The sequence below is a fragment of the Amycolatopsis pigmentata genome (assembly GCF_042684065.1).
Lineage (GTDB): Bacteria > Actinomycetota > Actinomycetes > Mycobacteriales > Pseudonocardiaceae > Amycolatopsis_E > Amycolatopsis_E pigmentata.
The window spans coordinates 142,953-157,431 of record NZ_JBHUKR010000007.1; the positions used below are offsets into that span (position 1 = coordinate 142,953).

The 14,479-nt window shown below is 68.3% G+C and carries 14 protein-coding genes; 8 read left to right on the plus strand and 6 right to left on the minus strand.

Features of this window, described 5'->3' with window-relative positions:
- Nucleotides 1–110 precede the first annotated feature (110 nt).
- On the plus strand, nt 111–575 hold the full coding sequence (locus ACFSXZ_RS13580) for a GNAT family N-acetyltransferase (protein ID WP_378265045.1): 465 nt from the start codon (nt 111–113) through the stop codon (nt 573–575).
- Nucleotides 576–599: 24 nt separating this feature from the next.
- Here the strand turns inward: ACFSXZ_RS13580 and ACFSXZ_RS13585 are convergent, their stop codons facing one another.
- Nucleotides 600–1,772, minus strand: a complete 1,173-nt coding sequence (locus ACFSXZ_RS13585; protein WP_378265047.1) for an acyl-CoA dehydrogenase family protein — start codon at nt 1,770–1,772, stop codon at nt 600–602.
- A gap of 122 nt (nt 1,773–1,894) precedes the next feature.
- Between ACFSXZ_RS13585 and ACFSXZ_RS13590 the strand changes: the two genes are divergently transcribed.
- Complete coding sequence (locus ACFSXZ_RS13590; protein WP_378265049.1) at nt 1,895–2,584, plus strand: 4'-phosphopantetheinyl transferase family protein; 690 nt, start codon at nt 1,895–1,897, stop codon at nt 2,582–2,584.
- 155 nt (nt 2,585–2,739) lie between these two features.
- On the opposite strand, the gene ACFSXZ_RS13595 is transcribed toward ACFSXZ_RS13590, so the two are convergent.
- Nucleotides 2,740–3,855 (minus strand): isochorismate synthase, encoded by a 1,116-nt coding sequence (locus ACFSXZ_RS13595; RefSeq protein ID WP_378265051.1) that lies wholly within the window; start codon nt 3,853–3,855, stop codon nt 2,740–2,742.
- A gap of 112 nt (nt 3,856–3,967) precedes the next feature.
- Nucleotides 3,968–4,279 carry an integration host factor, actinobacterial type gene (gene mihF, locus ACFSXZ_RS13600; RefSeq protein WP_378265053.1) on the minus strand — a complete coding sequence of 104 codons (312 nt, stop codon included), beginning with the start codon at nt 4,277–4,279 and terminating at the stop codon, nt 3,968–3,970.
- Nucleotides 4,280–4,541: 262 nt separating this feature from the next.
- Between mihF and ACFSXZ_RS13605 the strand changes: the two genes are divergently transcribed.
- From ACFSXZ_RS13605 to ACFSXZ_RS13625, 5 genes are all read left to right on the plus strand, one after another.
- Nucleotides 4,542–6,170 carry a long-chain fatty acid--CoA ligase gene (locus ACFSXZ_RS13605; RefSeq protein ID WP_378265055.1) on the plus strand — a complete coding sequence of 543 codons (1,629 nt, stop codon included), beginning with the start codon at nt 4,542–4,544 and terminating at the stop codon, nt 6,168–6,170.
- Between the two features lie 79 nt (nt 6,171–6,249).
- Complete coding sequence (locus ACFSXZ_RS13610) at nt 6,250–7,437, plus strand: peptidase C39 family protein (RefSeq protein ID WP_378265057.1); 1,188 nt, start codon at nt 6,250–6,252, stop codon at nt 7,435–7,437.
- A gap of 272 nt (nt 7,438–7,709) precedes the next feature.
- Entirely contained in the window at nt 7,710–8,810 is a 1,101-nt protein-coding gene (locus ACFSXZ_RS13615) for an S-(hydroxymethyl)mycothiol dehydrogenase (RefSeq protein WP_378265059.1), read from the plus strand.
- Complete coding sequence (locus tag ACFSXZ_RS13620; RefSeq protein ID WP_378265061.1) at nt 8,807–9,412, plus strand: gamma-glutamylcyclotransferase; 606 nt, start codon at nt 8,807–8,809, stop codon at nt 9,410–9,412. Before ACFSXZ_RS13615 ends, ACFSXZ_RS13620 begins: the two co-directional genes overlap by 4 nt.
- A 41-nt stretch (nt 9,413–9,453) precedes the next feature.
- Nucleotides 9,454–10,101 (plus strand): TetR/AcrR family transcriptional regulator, encoded by a 648-nt coding sequence (locus tag ACFSXZ_RS13625; protein ID WP_378265063.1) that lies wholly within the window; start codon nt 9,454–9,456, stop codon nt 10,099–10,101.
- Between the two features lie 79 nt (nt 10,102–10,180).
- Here ACFSXZ_RS13625 and ACFSXZ_RS13630 read toward each other — a convergent pair whose 3' ends face one another.
- From ACFSXZ_RS13630 to ACFSXZ_RS13640, 3 genes are all read right to left on the minus strand, one after another.
- Nucleotides 10,181–11,488, minus strand: a complete 1,308-nt coding sequence (locus tag ACFSXZ_RS13630; protein ID WP_378265065.1) for a citrate synthase — start codon at nt 11,486–11,488, stop codon at nt 10,181–10,183.
- A gap of 198 nt (nt 11,489–11,686) precedes the next feature.
- Entirely contained in the window at nt 11,687–12,625 is a 939-nt protein-coding gene (locus ACFSXZ_RS13635) for a carbohydrate kinase family protein (RefSeq protein WP_378265067.1), read from the minus strand.
- 11 nt (nt 12,626–12,636) lie between these two features.
- Nucleotides 12,637–13,254, minus strand: coding sequence for a TetR/AcrR family transcriptional regulator (locus tag ACFSXZ_RS13640; protein WP_378265069.1), 618 nt, complete (start codon nt 13,252–13,254; stop codon nt 12,637–12,639).
- 70 nt (nt 13,255–13,324) lie between these two features.
- Between ACFSXZ_RS13640 and ACFSXZ_RS13645 the strand changes: the two genes are divergently transcribed.
- Nucleotides 13,325–14,461: an acyl-CoA dehydrogenase family protein gene (locus tag ACFSXZ_RS13645; protein WP_378265071.1), complete on the plus strand. Its 1,137-nt coding sequence runs from the start codon at nt 13,325–13,327 to the stop codon at nt 14,459–14,461.
- The last annotated feature ends 18 nt before the right edge of the window (nt 14,462–14,479 follow it).

The window sequence follows — 14,479 nt, forward strand, 5'->3', positions numbered from 1 at the left end:
CGAAGAAGGGACCATCGGCGCGGTGACCGGCGGAACGGGTCGTACCCGTTGAACGCCCGGCACCGCGCCGATGTCTTTCCCGGCTACCGAGCCGTGACAGGATCGCGCACGTGGATCGGATTGGACTTCGCGCCGCGGAGCCGCACGAAGCGGCCGCGATCACCGAACTGGCGCGCCGGTCGAAGGCACATTGGGGGTACAGCCCGGACTTTCTCGCCCTGGTGCGCGACATGCTGACCGTGCACCCTGACGAGATCCGGGAAGACCGAGTCGTCGTCGCCGACCACGCGGGCACGTTGCTCGGCTACTACCGGCTCGAAGGGCGGCCGCCGAACGGTGAACTGGCGGACCTGTTCGTCGAGCCGCGGGCGATCGGCACCGGGCTGGGTCGCAGGCTGTGGGAACACGCCGTCGCGTCGGCGAGGAAACGCGGATTCCGTCAACTGGAGCTGGAGTCCGATCCGAACGCGGAGTCGTTCTACCGGCACATGGGCGCCGAACGAGTCGGTGAGTTCGAAGCCGCGTCCGGACGTCTTCTGCCCATCATGCGGATCGAACTCACCGGCCCTGACTAAAGGCGCGCGATTTCCCTGGCGATCTCAGCCGAGTACCCCAGTGACCGGGACATGGCCCTTGAGCAGGTTACGCGCGATGGTGCGGCGCTGGATCTCGTCGGTGCCCTCGTAGATCCGCAGCAGGCGCAACTCGCGATACCAGCGTTCGACCGGCAGTTCCCGCGTATAGCCCATGCCACCGTGGATCTGCAGCACCCGGTCGACGATCTCGTTGGCCTTCTGGCCACCGTAGAGCTTCGCGATGGACTGCGCGTGCCGTGAATCCAGGCCCGCGTCCACCTGCCAGGCGGCGTGCAACACGAGCCAGCGCAACGCTTCCAGTTCGACACCGGAGTCGGCGATCATCCACTGGATCGCCTGCCGCTCGGCGATCGGCGCGCCGAAGGTCTCGCGCGTGTTGGCGTGCTCGATCGCCATGGAGATCAGGCGTTCGCAGGACCCGATCGCCCTGGCCGGCAGGAGATACCGGCCCCGGCCGATCCACCGCATCGCCAGGCCGAAGCCCTGCCCGACTTCCCCGAGGATGTTCGTCGCCGGCACCCGCACGTCGGTGAAGACGAGTGACGCCGGACCCCATTCGCCCATGGTGTCGATGTACTCGGACTTCCAGCCCATGTCACGATCGACCAGGAAACAGGTGACCCCGCCGTCGACCCCCTTGGCCGGGTCGGTGACGGCGAACACCATCACGAAGTCGGCCTCGTTGCCGCCGGTGATGAAGGTCTTCTCGCCGTTGATGATCCAGTCGGAGCCGTCCTGGCGAGCCGAGGTGCGGATGGCCTTGGCATCCGAGCCCGCCCCCGGTTCGGTGATCGCGAAACACGACTTGCGCTCACCCGCGATGGTCGGCAGCAGGTAGCGCTGTTTCTGTTCCTCGTTGGCGTCGAAGAGAATGTTGTCCGCCGCGCCACCGAAGCTGAACGGTACGAAGGTCTTGCCCAGCTCGGCTTCCAGCAGCGCGGTCATCACGGCGGACAACCCCATACCGCCGTATTCTTCGGGGGTCTGCACGCCCCAGAATCCGGATTCCTTGGCCTTGAGCCGAAGCTCGGTAAGCTCGTCACCGGTCAGGCCGGGCTCGCCACGGCGTTCGCGCCGGAGCACCTCTCCTTCCAGCGGAATCAGTTCTCGCCGAACGAAGGTGCGAACCCAGTCGCGCACCTCCCGCTCCTCGGTACTCACAGTGAAATCGACCATGACGAACCTCCCGGCTAAGCGAGCGCTTAGTCAGGCTACGTGGCGGTAGCGGGCGGGCACAAGCGTCGAACGACACTTTCCTACGGTGCGGCGCGATCGCGCGGGAACGGTAAGTTGGGGTGGTGATCGAGTGCGGTGTGTGGTGGGCGCTTCCGCTGACGGCCGAACCCCGTTTCCTGACCCTGCTCGACTCCTTCGAGCAGGGCCGGTATCAAGCCTACCGCCAGGAGATCGACCAGCGTCGGTTCCTCACCGGACGAGTGCTGGCCAAGACCGTGGTCGGCGAACTGCTCGGCCGCCCGCCGGAGGCCGTGCGATTCGACGCGACCTGCAGCGACTGCGGAAAGCCGCACGGCAGGCCGACGATCCCGGGCGCACGGTTTTCGATCTCGCACTCCGGGGACCGGATCGGGCTCGCGGTCACCTCCGACGCCCCGGTGGGCCTGGACGTGGAAGCCGCCACGCGCCGCGCGGACGAGTCGCTGATTTCCTATGCCCTCAACGAAACCGAGCTACGAGACCTCGCCGGTTCCGGTGCCGAGTCCAGGACCGGGGAGTTCTTCCGGTACTGGACTCGCAAGGAGGCGCTGATGAAGGCGACCGGGCGCGGCCTGAAGATCCCGTTGCAGAGCATCACGCTGTCCGGCCCCGGCGAACCCGCCCGGCTGGTGGACTCGGCCGACGCCGGACTCGACCCGGAAACCACCCGGCTGGCCGACCTCGATCCGGGCGAGGGCTACCGGGCCGCCCTCGCCGTCCTGACCACCGACGAGATCGAGGTCAGCGAGCACCGCTGGACCCCGGCTGTTTGAGAGCGTTTGCTCGGCCGTAGGCGGCAACGGAGGTGGACCACAACCCGGATGGCCGCCGGAGGCCGCCGCACGCGGCCGGACACGCTTTTCGTCCGGCCGCCGGTTCAACACGGATGTTCCGTAGTAAACATTCATTGCTCCACTACGACGCGGGGCTAGAGTTCGAGGCCCATGGCGTTGAGGAGGGTGCGGAACTTGGCGGAGGTCTCGTCGAGTTCGGCTTTCGGGTCGGACTCGGGCACGATCCCACCGCCGGCGTACAGCCGTAACGACCGCGGCCCGGTCTCGGCGCAGCGGATCGACACCGCCCACTCGCCGTCACCGTCGGCGTCGGTCCACCCCACCGCGCCGGCGTAGTACCCCCGGTCGAACGGTTCCAGTTCGCCGACCAGTTCCCGGGCCTGCTCGGTCGGGGAACCGCAGATCGCGGGGGTCGGATGCAGGGCGGCGGCCAGGCGCAGCGCGGTGATGTCACGGTCGAGAAGCTCGCCGGTGACGACCGTGCCGAGATGCCACATGGTCGGGGTCGAGACCAGCGACGGGGCGGACGGCACGTCCAGGTGACGGCAGAACGGGCGCAACGTCTCGACGATGGCCTCGGTGAGCACGGCGTGCTCGATCTGATCCTTGCGCGAGCGCGCGAGCCGCTCGGCGTTGTCCCGGTCGCTCACCGGATCGGCGGAACGAGGCGCGGAACCGGCGTGTGGATGGGACACCACGCGGCCACCGGTCCGGGAAAGCAGCAGTTCGGGGCTCGCACCGGTGAGCGTTCTGCCGTTCGGCAGGCCGGCGGCGAAGATGTAGCCGCCCGCGCCGTCGGCCACGAGGTTGTTCAGGATGGCGCCCGGGGAGACATCGGTGTTGAAGTCCAGCTCCAGGGCGCGAGCGAGGACGACCTTGCGCATGCCCCGCTTGCCGAGCTCCCGGACCGCCCGCTCGACGGCGTCCACGTGACGTGCCGGCTCGGGCACCGCCCGGACGGTCACGGGCGCCGGGATCATCAGGCGCGTGGCCACCCGCGCGGGTCCGGTGATACGCGAAATCTCCGGAAGCGTGACGTGGCCGGGAGCGCTTCCGGTGTCGAACGGCAACACGCCGACGGCGAGACCGCCGGGCGCCTCCGCGAGGGCCGCGGAGACGGCTTCACTGAGCGCGACGGCGTCGGTACCGGTGAAGGCCCGGCGCGCGCCCGAACCCACCACGGTGTGCCGGCCGGTCGCGAAGAAGAAATCTCCTGGCGTGTAGTGGGTCAGTGGCTCACCGGAGTCCATGACTCCCATTCTGCCGCCTCACCCGGCCAGGGGCGCGCGAACGCCGTGCGCCGGCCCGGGTGGAACGTGTTGCGCGGACAACACCTTCCACCCGCCGGCCGCGAACCACGGGCTACTTGAGGGCCTCGATGAGGGCTTCCCGCTGGCGTTCGCCGAGGCCGGCGGCGCGCCGATCCGGGTCGATCCCCGCCTGTTCGAGCAGCGCGGCCACCTTCACGGCCCCGAGACCGGGAACGGCCTTCAGCAGCTGCGTGACCTTCGTCTTGCCGATGGTCTTGTCTTCCTTGGCCTTCTGGAGCACCTGCTCGATGCTCTGCTTGCCGGATTTGATCGAGGCGAGCAGCTCGGAACGCGCCTTACGGGCCTCGGCCGCCTTGGCCAGGGCTTCCGCACGCTGCTCCGGAGTCAACGTAGGCAAAGCCAACGTCCTAGTCCTTCCTGTATCGGATATCCGCTCTCGCGGCGACGGCCAGGTGATCACTAAGTGCTTGCACGCGCAAGCGCTGGCCAGGCCGTCTGGTCCACGGCCCCAGTAAACGCCACCTGGGCCGATGCCGCGAAATCGACACGCGAGCACTCGCCCGGTCGAGGGGTGCCGATCTAGAGTCTCCGGTGAACCGCTTCCGCCACCCGGCCGGGTGAGGCGGGCTCGCGCAAGCGGCAACGGCGACGACTTGGAGCGCGGCATGTTGAGCACGATGCAGGACGGACAACTCTCCCTCGCCACCCTTCTGCGCCACGGCAGCCGCGTGCACGCGGCCAGCGAAGCGGTCACCTGGACCGATTCCGGCCCCCGCCGCGAGACCTTCGCCGACATCGGACGCGACGCGGCCCGCCTCGCCAACGCGCTCCGGGGCCTCGGCGTCACCGGTGACCAGCGGGTCGGCACCTTCATGTGGAACAACGCCGAGCATCTCGTCGCCTACTGCGCCGTCCCCGCGATGGGGGCGGTGCTGCACACGCTCAACATCCGGCTCTTCCCCGAGCAACTGGTCTTCGTGGTCAACCACGCCGAGGACCAGGTCGTGCTGGTCGACGGCACGCTCGTGCCGTTGCTGGCCAAGCACCTGCCCGAGATGAAGACCGTCCGTCACGTGATCGTGGCGAACGGCGACGCGGCCGCGCTCGAGGCACCGTCGGGCATCGAAGTGCACTCCTACGACGAACTGCTGGCCAGGCAGCCCGACACCTTCGAATGGGTCGAAGTGGACGAACGTTCGACCGCCGCCCTGTGTTACACCTCCGGCACGACGGGTGACCCGAAGGGTGTCGCGTACTCGCACCGGTCGATCTGGCTGCATTCGATGCAGGTCTGCATGAGCGACAGCATGCAACTGGCCGAAGACGACAAGGCACTGGCCATCGTGCCGATGTTTCACGCGATGGCATGGGGCCTGCCCTACGCCGCCCTGATGGTCGGCGCGTCACTGGTGCTCCCCGACCGCTTCCTGCAGCCCGAGCCGATGGCACGAATCCTCGCCGTGGAGAAACCGACCTTCGCCGCCGCGGTGCCGACCATCTGGCAGGGCCTGCTGCAGCAGCTCGACGCGAATCCGCAGGACATTTCGCATTTGCGCGAGGTCGTCGTGGGGGGATCGGCCTGCCCGCCGTCGCTGATGCACACCTTCCAGGAGCGCTACGGCGTCAAGGTCCTGCACGCCTGGGGCATGACCGAAACGTCTCCGCTGGGCAGCGTCGCCCGGCCGCCCGCGGCCGCGACCGGCGAAAAGGCCTGGGACTACCGCTACACGCAGGGCCGTTTCCCCGCCTCGGTGAGTGCCCGGCTGATCGGCGACTCGGGTGAGGAGCTGCCCTGGGACAACGAGGCCGTCGGCGAACTCGAGGTGCGCGGGCCGTGGGTCGCGGGGTCCTACTACGGGGGCAGGGACATCGACCCCGAGAAGTTCCACGACGGCTGGTTGCGCACCGGTGACGTCGGCAAGATCAGCGCCGACGGCTACCTCACGCTGACCGACCGGGCCAAGGACGTGATCAAGTCCGGCGGTGAGTGGATCTCGTCCGTCGACCTGGAGAACCAGGTGATGAGCCACCCGGCGGTGGCCGAGGCGGCGGTGATCGGGGTTCCGGACGAGAAGTGGGACGAACGCCCGCTGGTCGCGGTCGTGCTGCGCGAAGGCAGCACCGTGACCGCCGCGGAACTGCGCGAATTCCTGGCCGGCAAGGTCGCCAAGTGGCAGCTTCCCGAGCATTGGGCTTTCGTCGACGAGGTGCCGAAGACCAGCGTCGGCAAGTTCGACAAGAAACGCCTGCGCGCCTCCCACGCGGACGGCAAACTCGACGTGGCCCATTTCTGAGGCTTTCGCGAAGGGACGGGCGGACGTTTGCACTCCGTTGGAGGTTTCCTGGAAGCGCGGGTGTCATGAAAATTGTCGGATGTTCCGTCGCCTGCTGCTGCCGCTCGTCGTCGTCGCCCTGACGGCGAGTATGACCGTCATGCCCGCCGAGGCACAGCCCCACAGCGCCCCCGTGAACTATCACGAATTCGCCGAACTCGGAGGCCTCCGGCTCGACCGGCCCGCCGGTACCCGGTCCTACCTCGGCCGGACCTACGAGTACCGCGAATGGACCTCGACGCTCTGGCGTCCGGGCTTCGACGCCACCCAGTTGATCGCGTCGTGGAACGCACGGACCCCGGAGGGCACCTGGCTCCAGGTCGAGGCCCAGGGGCTGACCGGCACGGGCACGACCACCGCCTGGTACGTGATGGGCCGGTGGGCCGGCAACGACGCCACGGTCCATCGCACGAGCGTGCCGGGGCAGGACGACGCGAACGCCACGGTGGACGTGGACACCCTCGAAATGAAGCCCGGCGTGACGCTGCGGTCGTACCGCCTCCGGGTCGGCCTGTACCGCGAAGCGGGCACCGGCCTCAGCCCGGTGGTCACCCGGGTCGGCGCGATGACCTCGAACATCCCCGACCGCTTCGACGTGCCCGCGTCACGGCCCGGCCCCGCCTCCGGCATCGAACTCCCGGTCCCGGAATACGCCCAGAACATCCACAAAGGACACTTCCCGGAATACGGTGGTGGCGGGGAGAACTGGTGCAGCCCGACCTCGACCGAAATGGTGGTCGAGTACTGGGGAAGACGACCACGCGAGGCCGACCTGGCCTGGATTCCCGTCGGCTATCCCGACCGCACCGTCGACTACGCCGCGCGCCAGACCTATGACTACTCCTACGAAGGCACCGGGAACTGGCCGTTCAACACCGCCTACGCCGCCGAGTTCGGGCTGCGCGGGCACATCACGAGGCTGCACTCCCTCACCGACATCGAGGACTACATCGCCCGCGGCATTCCGGTGATCACGTCCCAGTCCTTCCTGGCGAGCGAACTCGACGGCGCCGGATACGGCACGGAGGGTCACCTCATGGTCATCGTCGGGTTCACGCGTGACGGGGACGTGATCGCCAACGATCCCGCGGCGAACAGCGACGGCCGCGTGCGGACCGTCTACCGGCGGGCCCAGTTCGAAAAGATCTGGCTGCGCACCAAGCGGTACACCGAGTCGGGTGGAGTCGCGAACGGCAGCGGGGGCATCGCCTACATCATCACCCCGTGACGGCCCGGCCGTTGTCGCGCGCCACTCCCCATTCGTGGCAAGCTACCAGCAGGGATGGACTCGCGCGACCGGCACCGGGCTTGAGGCGGTCACAGGCACTAAGCGCGGTTCAAGCCCGCCGGCGTGTGAGGCACAAGACAGCGCGACGGCACCGTGCTTGGGGCGCGCGAGGCATAAGACACGCGCGACCGGCACCGGGCTTGAGGCGGTCAGAGGCACTAAGCGCGGTTCAAGCCCGCCGGCGTGTGAGGCACAAGAAAGGGTGGTTTTCGATGCCGCACGAAGTACAGGGAGTCGTCTCCCGGGCCAAGGGCGAGCCGGTCTCACTGGAAACCGTGCTCGTGCCCGATCCGGGCCCCGGCGAAGCGGTCGTCTCGGTCAAGGCCTGCGGGGTCTGTCATACCGACCTCCACTACCGCGAAGGCGGTATCAACGACGAATTCCCGTTCCTGCTCGGGCACGAGGCGGCCGGTTACGTCGAACAGGTGGGCGAGGGCGTCACCGATGTCCAGCCCGGTGACTTCGTGATCCTCAACTGGCGCGCGGTCTGCGGCACCTGCCGGGCCTGCAAGCGCGGTCGTCCTTGGTACTGCTTCTCGACGTTCAACGCGGCCCAGCCGATGACCCTGGCCGACGGCACCAGGCTCAGCCCCGCGCTGGGCATCGGCGCGTTCCTGGAGAAGACGCTCGTGCACGCCGGGCAGTGCACCAAGGTCAACCCCGAGGCCGAACCCGCGGTGGCCGGTCTGCTGGGGTGCGGCGTCATGGCGGGCATCGGGGCCGCGATCAACACCGGCGCGGTGACCCGCGGTGACTCGGTCGCGGTGATCGGCTGCGGCGGAGTCGGCGACGCCGCCATCGCGGGCGCCCACCTGGCCGGCGCCACCACCATCATCGCGATCGACACCGACGACCGGAAACTGGCCTGGGCCAAGGACTTCGGCGCCACGCACACGGTCAACTCACGCGGCCGCAGCCAGGACGAGGTAGTCCAGGCCATCGCGGACCACACCGGTTCCTTCGGCGCGGACGTGGTGATCGACGCGGTCGGCCGCCCGGAGACCTGGAAGCAGGCCTTCTACGGCCGCGACCTGGCGGGCACCGTGGTGCTGGTCGGTGTGCCGACTCCGGAGATGCGCCTGGACGACATGCCGCTGGTCGACTTCTTCGCGCGCGGTGGCTCGCTGAAGTCCTCCTGGTACGGCGACTGCCTGCCCTCGCGGGACTTCCCGATGCTGGTGGACCTCTACCTCCAGGGCCGGTTGCCGCTGGACAAGTTCGTCACCGAGCGGATCGGCGTGGACGGTGTCGAGGAGGCGTTCGCGCGGATGCACCGGGGTGAGGTCCTGCGCAGCGTCGTCGAGTTCGCTTGATCTTCACCGACGAGGACTTTCCGGCCGATCCCTATCCCGGGGCTCGGCCGGAAACGTCCTTCGTGCACATCGGTGGTCGTGGCTACGCGTTGCCGGACACGCTCGACGTCGACGGCCGCGTCCCGGTGCTCGCCTACGGATCCAACGCCTGCCCGTCGAAGGTGACCTGGCTGCGGGAAAATCTGGGACTCCCCGGCGAGGTGGTGGTACTGCGCGCGCGATGCACCGGGATCGCCGCGGTGTGGGCCGCCGGATTCCGCGCCCGGGACGGGCAGCGAACGGCCACGCTGACCGCGATGCCGGGGGTGACCGAAACGCATGCGGTCTGGCTCGCCACCCCCGAGCAACTCGCCGTTCTCGACATCTGTGAAGGCCGGGGAAAGCGCTATCACCTCGCCCGCCTTTCCGGGGCCGTGGTGCTCGAGGACCTCGACGGCTCGGCCCCCCGGGACGTTTTCGCCTACGTGGGGGCGAACCAGGCCCGGATGCCTCTGCTCGTCGACGGCAGGCCGGTTCGGCTCGCCGAGTCACCCCAGGCCGAAGCCATCGGACTGGCCGGGATCGCCGCGCCCTCGCACGGCCTCGACGCCGTGATCGTCTAGGATCGCGCGCCTCAATGATCGTTCGGCGAATGGTGCGGCACATGGATGACGGCAGTTCTCCCGGCTCTCCGGATCACGCGTCCAGCGCACTGGCGGAGACCCGCGCCCGTAAGGGCACGGCCCGGGTCTCCGACGACACTCTGCTCGATGCGGCCCGGGAATGCGTGCTCGCGGTCGGACTGCGCCGCACCACGCTGGCCGAGATCGCGCGGACCGCCGGGGTCAGCCGCATGACGCTGTACCGGCGCTTCCCGGATGTCGGAAACATCCTGTCCGCGCTGATGACCCGTGAGTTCGGCATTGTGCTGCGCCGGGCGTCCGAACAGGGTGCCGGGGCACCGACCGCGCGGGAGCGGCTCACCCGCAGCGCGGTCGCGTCGGTACGCCTGCTCAACGAAGACCCCCTCATGCGGGCCGTGGCCGACAAGGACTCCGAAGTTCTGCTGCCCTATGTGGTCGGCAGGCTCGGAGGGACGCAGAAATTCGGCGAGGAGGCCATCACGGCGCTCCTGCGAGAGGGCCGTGAAGACGCTTCCATCCGCTCGGGCGATCTGGCGGTCCAGGCGCGGACGGTGCTGCTAGTGGTCCAGTCCTTTGTCCTGTCGCTGCATGCCGCCACGACCGACATCGACGCCGAAGCGCTGCTCGCCGAGTTCTCGCACCACCTGGACGCCGCTCTGCGCCCGTAGCGGCCCGTCTCGCCAAATGAGTCCATAATGGACAAAGGCCACCCGGGTGTCACACCGGGTGGCCTCGACGATCGCGAACTCAGCGCTCCGAGAGGGAGACGTAGTCGCGCTCCTTTTCGCCCGTGTAGATCTGGCGCGGCCTGCCGATCTTGGTGGCCGGGTCCTGGATCATCTCGCGCCAGTGCGCGATCCAGCCGGGCAGCCGCCCGAGCGCGAACAGCACGGTGAAGAACTTGGTCGGGAATCCGAGCGCACGGTAGATCAGCCCGGTGTAGAAGTCGACGTTCGGGTAGAGCTTTCGCTCGATGAAATAGTCATCGGAAAGCGCCGTCTCCTCGAGTTCCTTCGCGATGTCGAGGAGATGGTCCTGGACACCGATCTTGCCGAGGATCTGGTCCGCGGTGCGCTTGATGATCTTGGCGCGGGGGTCGTAGTTCTTGTAGACCCGGTGCCCGAATCCCATCAGGCGTACGCCTTTTTCCTTGTTCTTGACCCGCTCGACGAACCGCGCCACGTCGCCGCCCTCGGCCTGGATGCCGTCGAGCATCTCCAGCACCGCGCTGTTCGCGCCGCCGTGCAACGGGCCGAACAGCGCCATGATGCCCGCGGAAATGCTGGCGAAAAGGTTCGCCTCCGACGAACCGACCAGCCGCACCGTCGAGGTGGAGCAGTTCTGCTCGTGATCGGCGTGGAGGATGAACAGCAGGTCCAGAGCCTTGGCCACGTCCGGGTCGACCTGGTAGGGCTCGGCGGGCAGACCGAAGGTCATCCGGAGGAAATTCTCGACCAGGCCCAGCGAGTTGTCGGGGTAGAGGAAGGGCTGGCCGATCGACTTCTTGTAGGCGTAGGCGGCCAGCGTCGGCACCTTGGCCAGCAGCCGCACCGTGGACAGTTCGACGTTCGGCTCGTCGAAGGGGTTGAGCGAGTCCTGGTAGAAGGTCGACAGGGCGGACACCGCGCTGGAGAGCACCGGCATCGGATGCGCGTCGCGCGGGAAACCGTCGAAGAAGCGTTTCAGATCTTCGTGCAGCAGAGTGTGCCTGTTGATCTTCTGGGTGAAGTCGTCGAGCTGCGTCGCCGAGGGCAGCTCACCGTAGATCAGCAGGTATGACACTTCGAGAAAGTTCGAGTGCTCGGCGAGCTGCTCGATGGGGTAGCCCCGGTACCGGAGGATCCCTTCGTCACCGTCGATGTAGGTGATGGCGGAAGACGCGGCCCCGGTGTTGACGAAACCAGGGTCGTAGGTGATGTAGCCGGTCGATGCCAGTAGCTTCCCCAGTTCGATACCGGGAGCGCCCTCGACGGCGTTGACCACCTTCAATTCGTGCTCACCGGTCGGCAGGCGCAGCGTTACCGTGCCGCCGGACGCCGCAGTCGCGTCGGACATTCCAGTCCCTCTCACGGTCACACGGGCCGGCGGCGCCTGCAGGTCGGCACAGGCAGCCATTCTCGTTCGCTCGTGACCGTTATCGAAGGTCTCGGCGCACACCGCCCCGCTGGGGTATGAATTCTCTTCTCACGCTAGTCCACCCGGGGGCGCTTGTGGAGCCAATGTGTTACGTAGCGCAAAGCAGCGAGATCGAATTCACACCATTTCGGCCGAAGTGGGCGGCTCGGCACCCCGGCGCGACACCGTGATCGCCGCGGCCTTCGCGGCGAAACCGAGAGCGAGCCTCCAGTCGTCGAGACCGATGTCCGTGACCCGGCGCACATTCCGCTTGTGCAACCACGCCAGCAGCGCACCGAGCACGGTGTCGCCGGCGCCGATCGTGTCCGCGACGATCACGGGCACGGACGGCGCGGTGACCGCGCCGGATCCGGTGTGGACAGTGATTCCCTGGGCACCACGCGTCAGCACCACCGCGTCGACACCCGCGTCCAGCCAGCCTTTCACCGCGGTGGCCGGTTCGACGCCGCCGGTCAGCCACTCCGCGTCGTCGTCCGAGACTTTGAGCAACCGGACATCGGGCAGCCAGGAAGCGAACCGTGCGCGGTAGGCGTCCGGGTCGGTGATCAGGTCCGCGCGGATGTTGGGGTCGAGCGCGGTGAGCACACCCCGGGCGGCTTCGCGGCGCAGGATCGTTTCATAAGCACTCGCGCCGGGTTCCAGGACCATGCCCAAGGTCCCCAGCGACAGCACGGACACCTCGGCGGGAAGCGGGCCGGGATCGGCGAACAGCCGGTCCGCGGTCCCCTCGGTGTAAAACGTGTAACTTGCCGCGCCGCGCTCGTCGAGCGCGACCACGGCCAGCGTGGTGGGCTCCTCACCGGGCTGGATCATCGACACGTCGACGCCCGAGGCGATCAGCCGTTCCCGCAGGGCCCGGCCGAACGCATCGCCGGAAAGCCGCGACAGGAAGGACGTCGGTGCGCCGAGCCTGCCCGCGGCAAGCGCCACGTTGTAGGGTCCGCCGCCGAGCGCCGGCACGAGCGTCGTCAGGCCGACGCCCGCGGGCCGTCCACTGTCCACTATGGATTCACCGGGCACCAGATCGACCAGCGCCTCACCACCGACCACGATCACGGTCGTTGATGCTATCCGCCTTCGGAAGGGGCGGGCGCCATGCCGTGCAGGAGCAGTTCCGACAGGGCCGTGAAGGCCTCCGCGTCGGAGACACCGGTCCGCGAAGCCAGCAGGCCGGTTTGGATGCTTTCGATCAGCACTCCGGCCATTTCGGCGATCAGCGTCGCGTGCACCTCCCGGAACACGCCTTCGGTCACCCCCTGGCTGATGAAGGCCCGGATCCGCGCGGCGGCCGCGCGGCCGTTCAGTTCGTACGCCGCGCGCGCGGGGGCGAAGTCGTTGATGTCCCGCATGAACTCGTCCGAGGCGCGGCTGAGGTACTCGGAGATTCCGGCCAGGTACTCGCCGATGATCTCGCGCGCGTCGGTGAGCCCGGCGATCCGGTGTTCCAGCATCTCCGCGGCCCCCTTGAAGAACCGGGTGACGATACGCACCGCGAGTTGTTCCTTACTCGGCGCCAGCGCGTAGAGCGTCGACTTCGAGCAGTGAGTCTCCGCCGCGAGATCGTCGAGAGTGAAACGGACGAAACCCCTGCTGAGGAACAACCCCTCCAGTTCGGTCAGCAGCGCGTGCTGACGCACGGTGAGCTGACGGTCACGAGGAGCGGGAGCCGGGACACGATCGGGCATCGGAACACCGTAATGCTGTACTGTGAACGATCCTCCAGTACTATTGTCAGTACTGCCTCGGGAGGTCGCCATGCCGGTCGAACGCCTGCTGCCGGACGTCGCGGCGCGGGATCTGCTCGCGCTCGCCACCGAGCTGGCCCGCGAAGAGCTCGCGCCGCTGGCGGCCGAATACGAGGAGAAGGAGCGGTTTCCCCGCGATCAGTTCCGGTTGCTGGGCAGGTCGGGCCTGCTCGGACTGCCCTACCCGGAGCGGTGGGGCGGCGGCGACGTGCCCTACGAGGTGTACCTGCAGGTGGTCGAGGAGATCGCGGCGGCGTGGATGTCGGTCGGGGTCGGGCTTTCCGTGCACACGATGTCGTGCTTCGCGCTGGCCCATCACGGCACCGACGCGCAGCGGGAGCGCTGGTTGCCGGAGATGCTCGAAGGGTCGCTGCTCGGCGCGTACGCGCTCTCCGAACCGCACGCGGGATCGGACGCGGCGTCTCTGTCCACCCGCGCGCGCCTCGACGGTGACCAGTACGTGGTGAACGGGACCAAGGCGTGGATCACGCACGCCGGCCAGGCCGACTTCTACACGACGATGGTCCGCACGAGCGAGAAGGACGTTTCCTGCCTCCTGGTCGACCGCACGACCCCCGGGCTGTCCGCCGCCCCACCCGAACGGAAGATGGGCCTGACCGCGTCCACCACGGCCGAACTGCTGTTTTCCGACGCCCGCGTGGACGCGGACCGGTTGATCGGGGCCGAGGGCGCGGGCCTGCGCATCGCACTGTCCTCTTTGGACTCCGGGCGGCTCGGGATCGCGGCCTGCGCGGTCGGCCTCGCCCAGGCCGCGCTCGACGAGGCGGTCGCCTACGCGAAAGGCCGCACCCAGTTCGGCAAACCGATCATTCAGTTCCAGGGCCTGGAATTCCTGCTCGCGGACATGGCCGCGGCCGTCGGCTCCGCGCGCGCCACGTATCTGGACGCGGCGCGGCGGCGCGACCGCGGCTTGCCGTTCCGCCGCGAGGCGTCGATCGCCAAGCTCATCGCGACCGACGCCGCGATGAAGGTCACCACCGACGCCGTCCAGGTGCTCGGCGGCGCCGGCTACACCCGTGACTTCCCGGTGGAGCGCTACATGCGGGAGGCGAAGGTCCCGCAGATCTTCGAGGGCACCAACCAGATCCAGCGAATGGTCATCGCCAGGGAACTACGCTGCGCGTAGCTCGTTGAGGGCGGGGCT

What these genes read in the sequence shown, in the direction of transcription:
- ACFSXZ_RS13585 (WP_378265047.1), bottom strand. Translation starts at nt 1,772, where the DNA reads ATGGTCGATTTCACTGTGAGTACCGAGGAGCGGGAGGTGCGCGACTGG.
- ACFSXZ_RS13595 (WP_378265051.1), bottom strand. Translation starts at nt 3,855, where the DNA reads ATGGACTCCGGTGAGCCACTGACCCACTACACGCCAGGAGATTTCTTC.
- ACFSXZ_RS13605 (WP_378265055.1), top strand. Translation starts at nt 4,542, where the DNA reads ATGTTGAGCACGATGCAGGACGGACAACTCTCCCTCGCCACCCTTCTG.
- ACFSXZ_RS13610 (WP_378265057.1), top strand. Translation starts at nt 6,250, where the DNA reads ATGTTCCGTCGCCTGCTGCTGCCGCTCGTCGTCGTCGCCCTGACGGCG.
- ACFSXZ_RS13615 (WP_378265059.1), top strand. Translation starts at nt 7,710, where the DNA reads ATGCCGCACGAAGTACAGGGAGTCGTCTCCCGGGCCAAGGGCGAGCCG.
- ACFSXZ_RS13625 (WP_378265063.1), top strand. Translation starts at nt 9,454, where the DNA reads ATGGATGACGGCAGTTCTCCCGGCTCTCCGGATCACGCGTCCAGCGCA.
- ACFSXZ_RS13630 (WP_378265065.1), bottom strand. Translation starts at nt 11,488, where the DNA reads ATGTCCGACGCGACTGCGGCGTCCGGCGGCACGGTAACGCTGCGCCTG.
- ACFSXZ_RS13640 (WP_378265069.1), bottom strand. Translation starts at nt 13,254, where the DNA reads ATGCCCGATCGTGTCCCGGCTCCCGCTCCTCGTGACCGTCAGCTCACC.
- ACFSXZ_RS13645 (WP_378265071.1), top strand. Translation starts at nt 13,325, where the DNA reads ATGCCGGTCGAACGCCTGCTGCCGGACGTCGCGGCGCGGGATCTGCTC.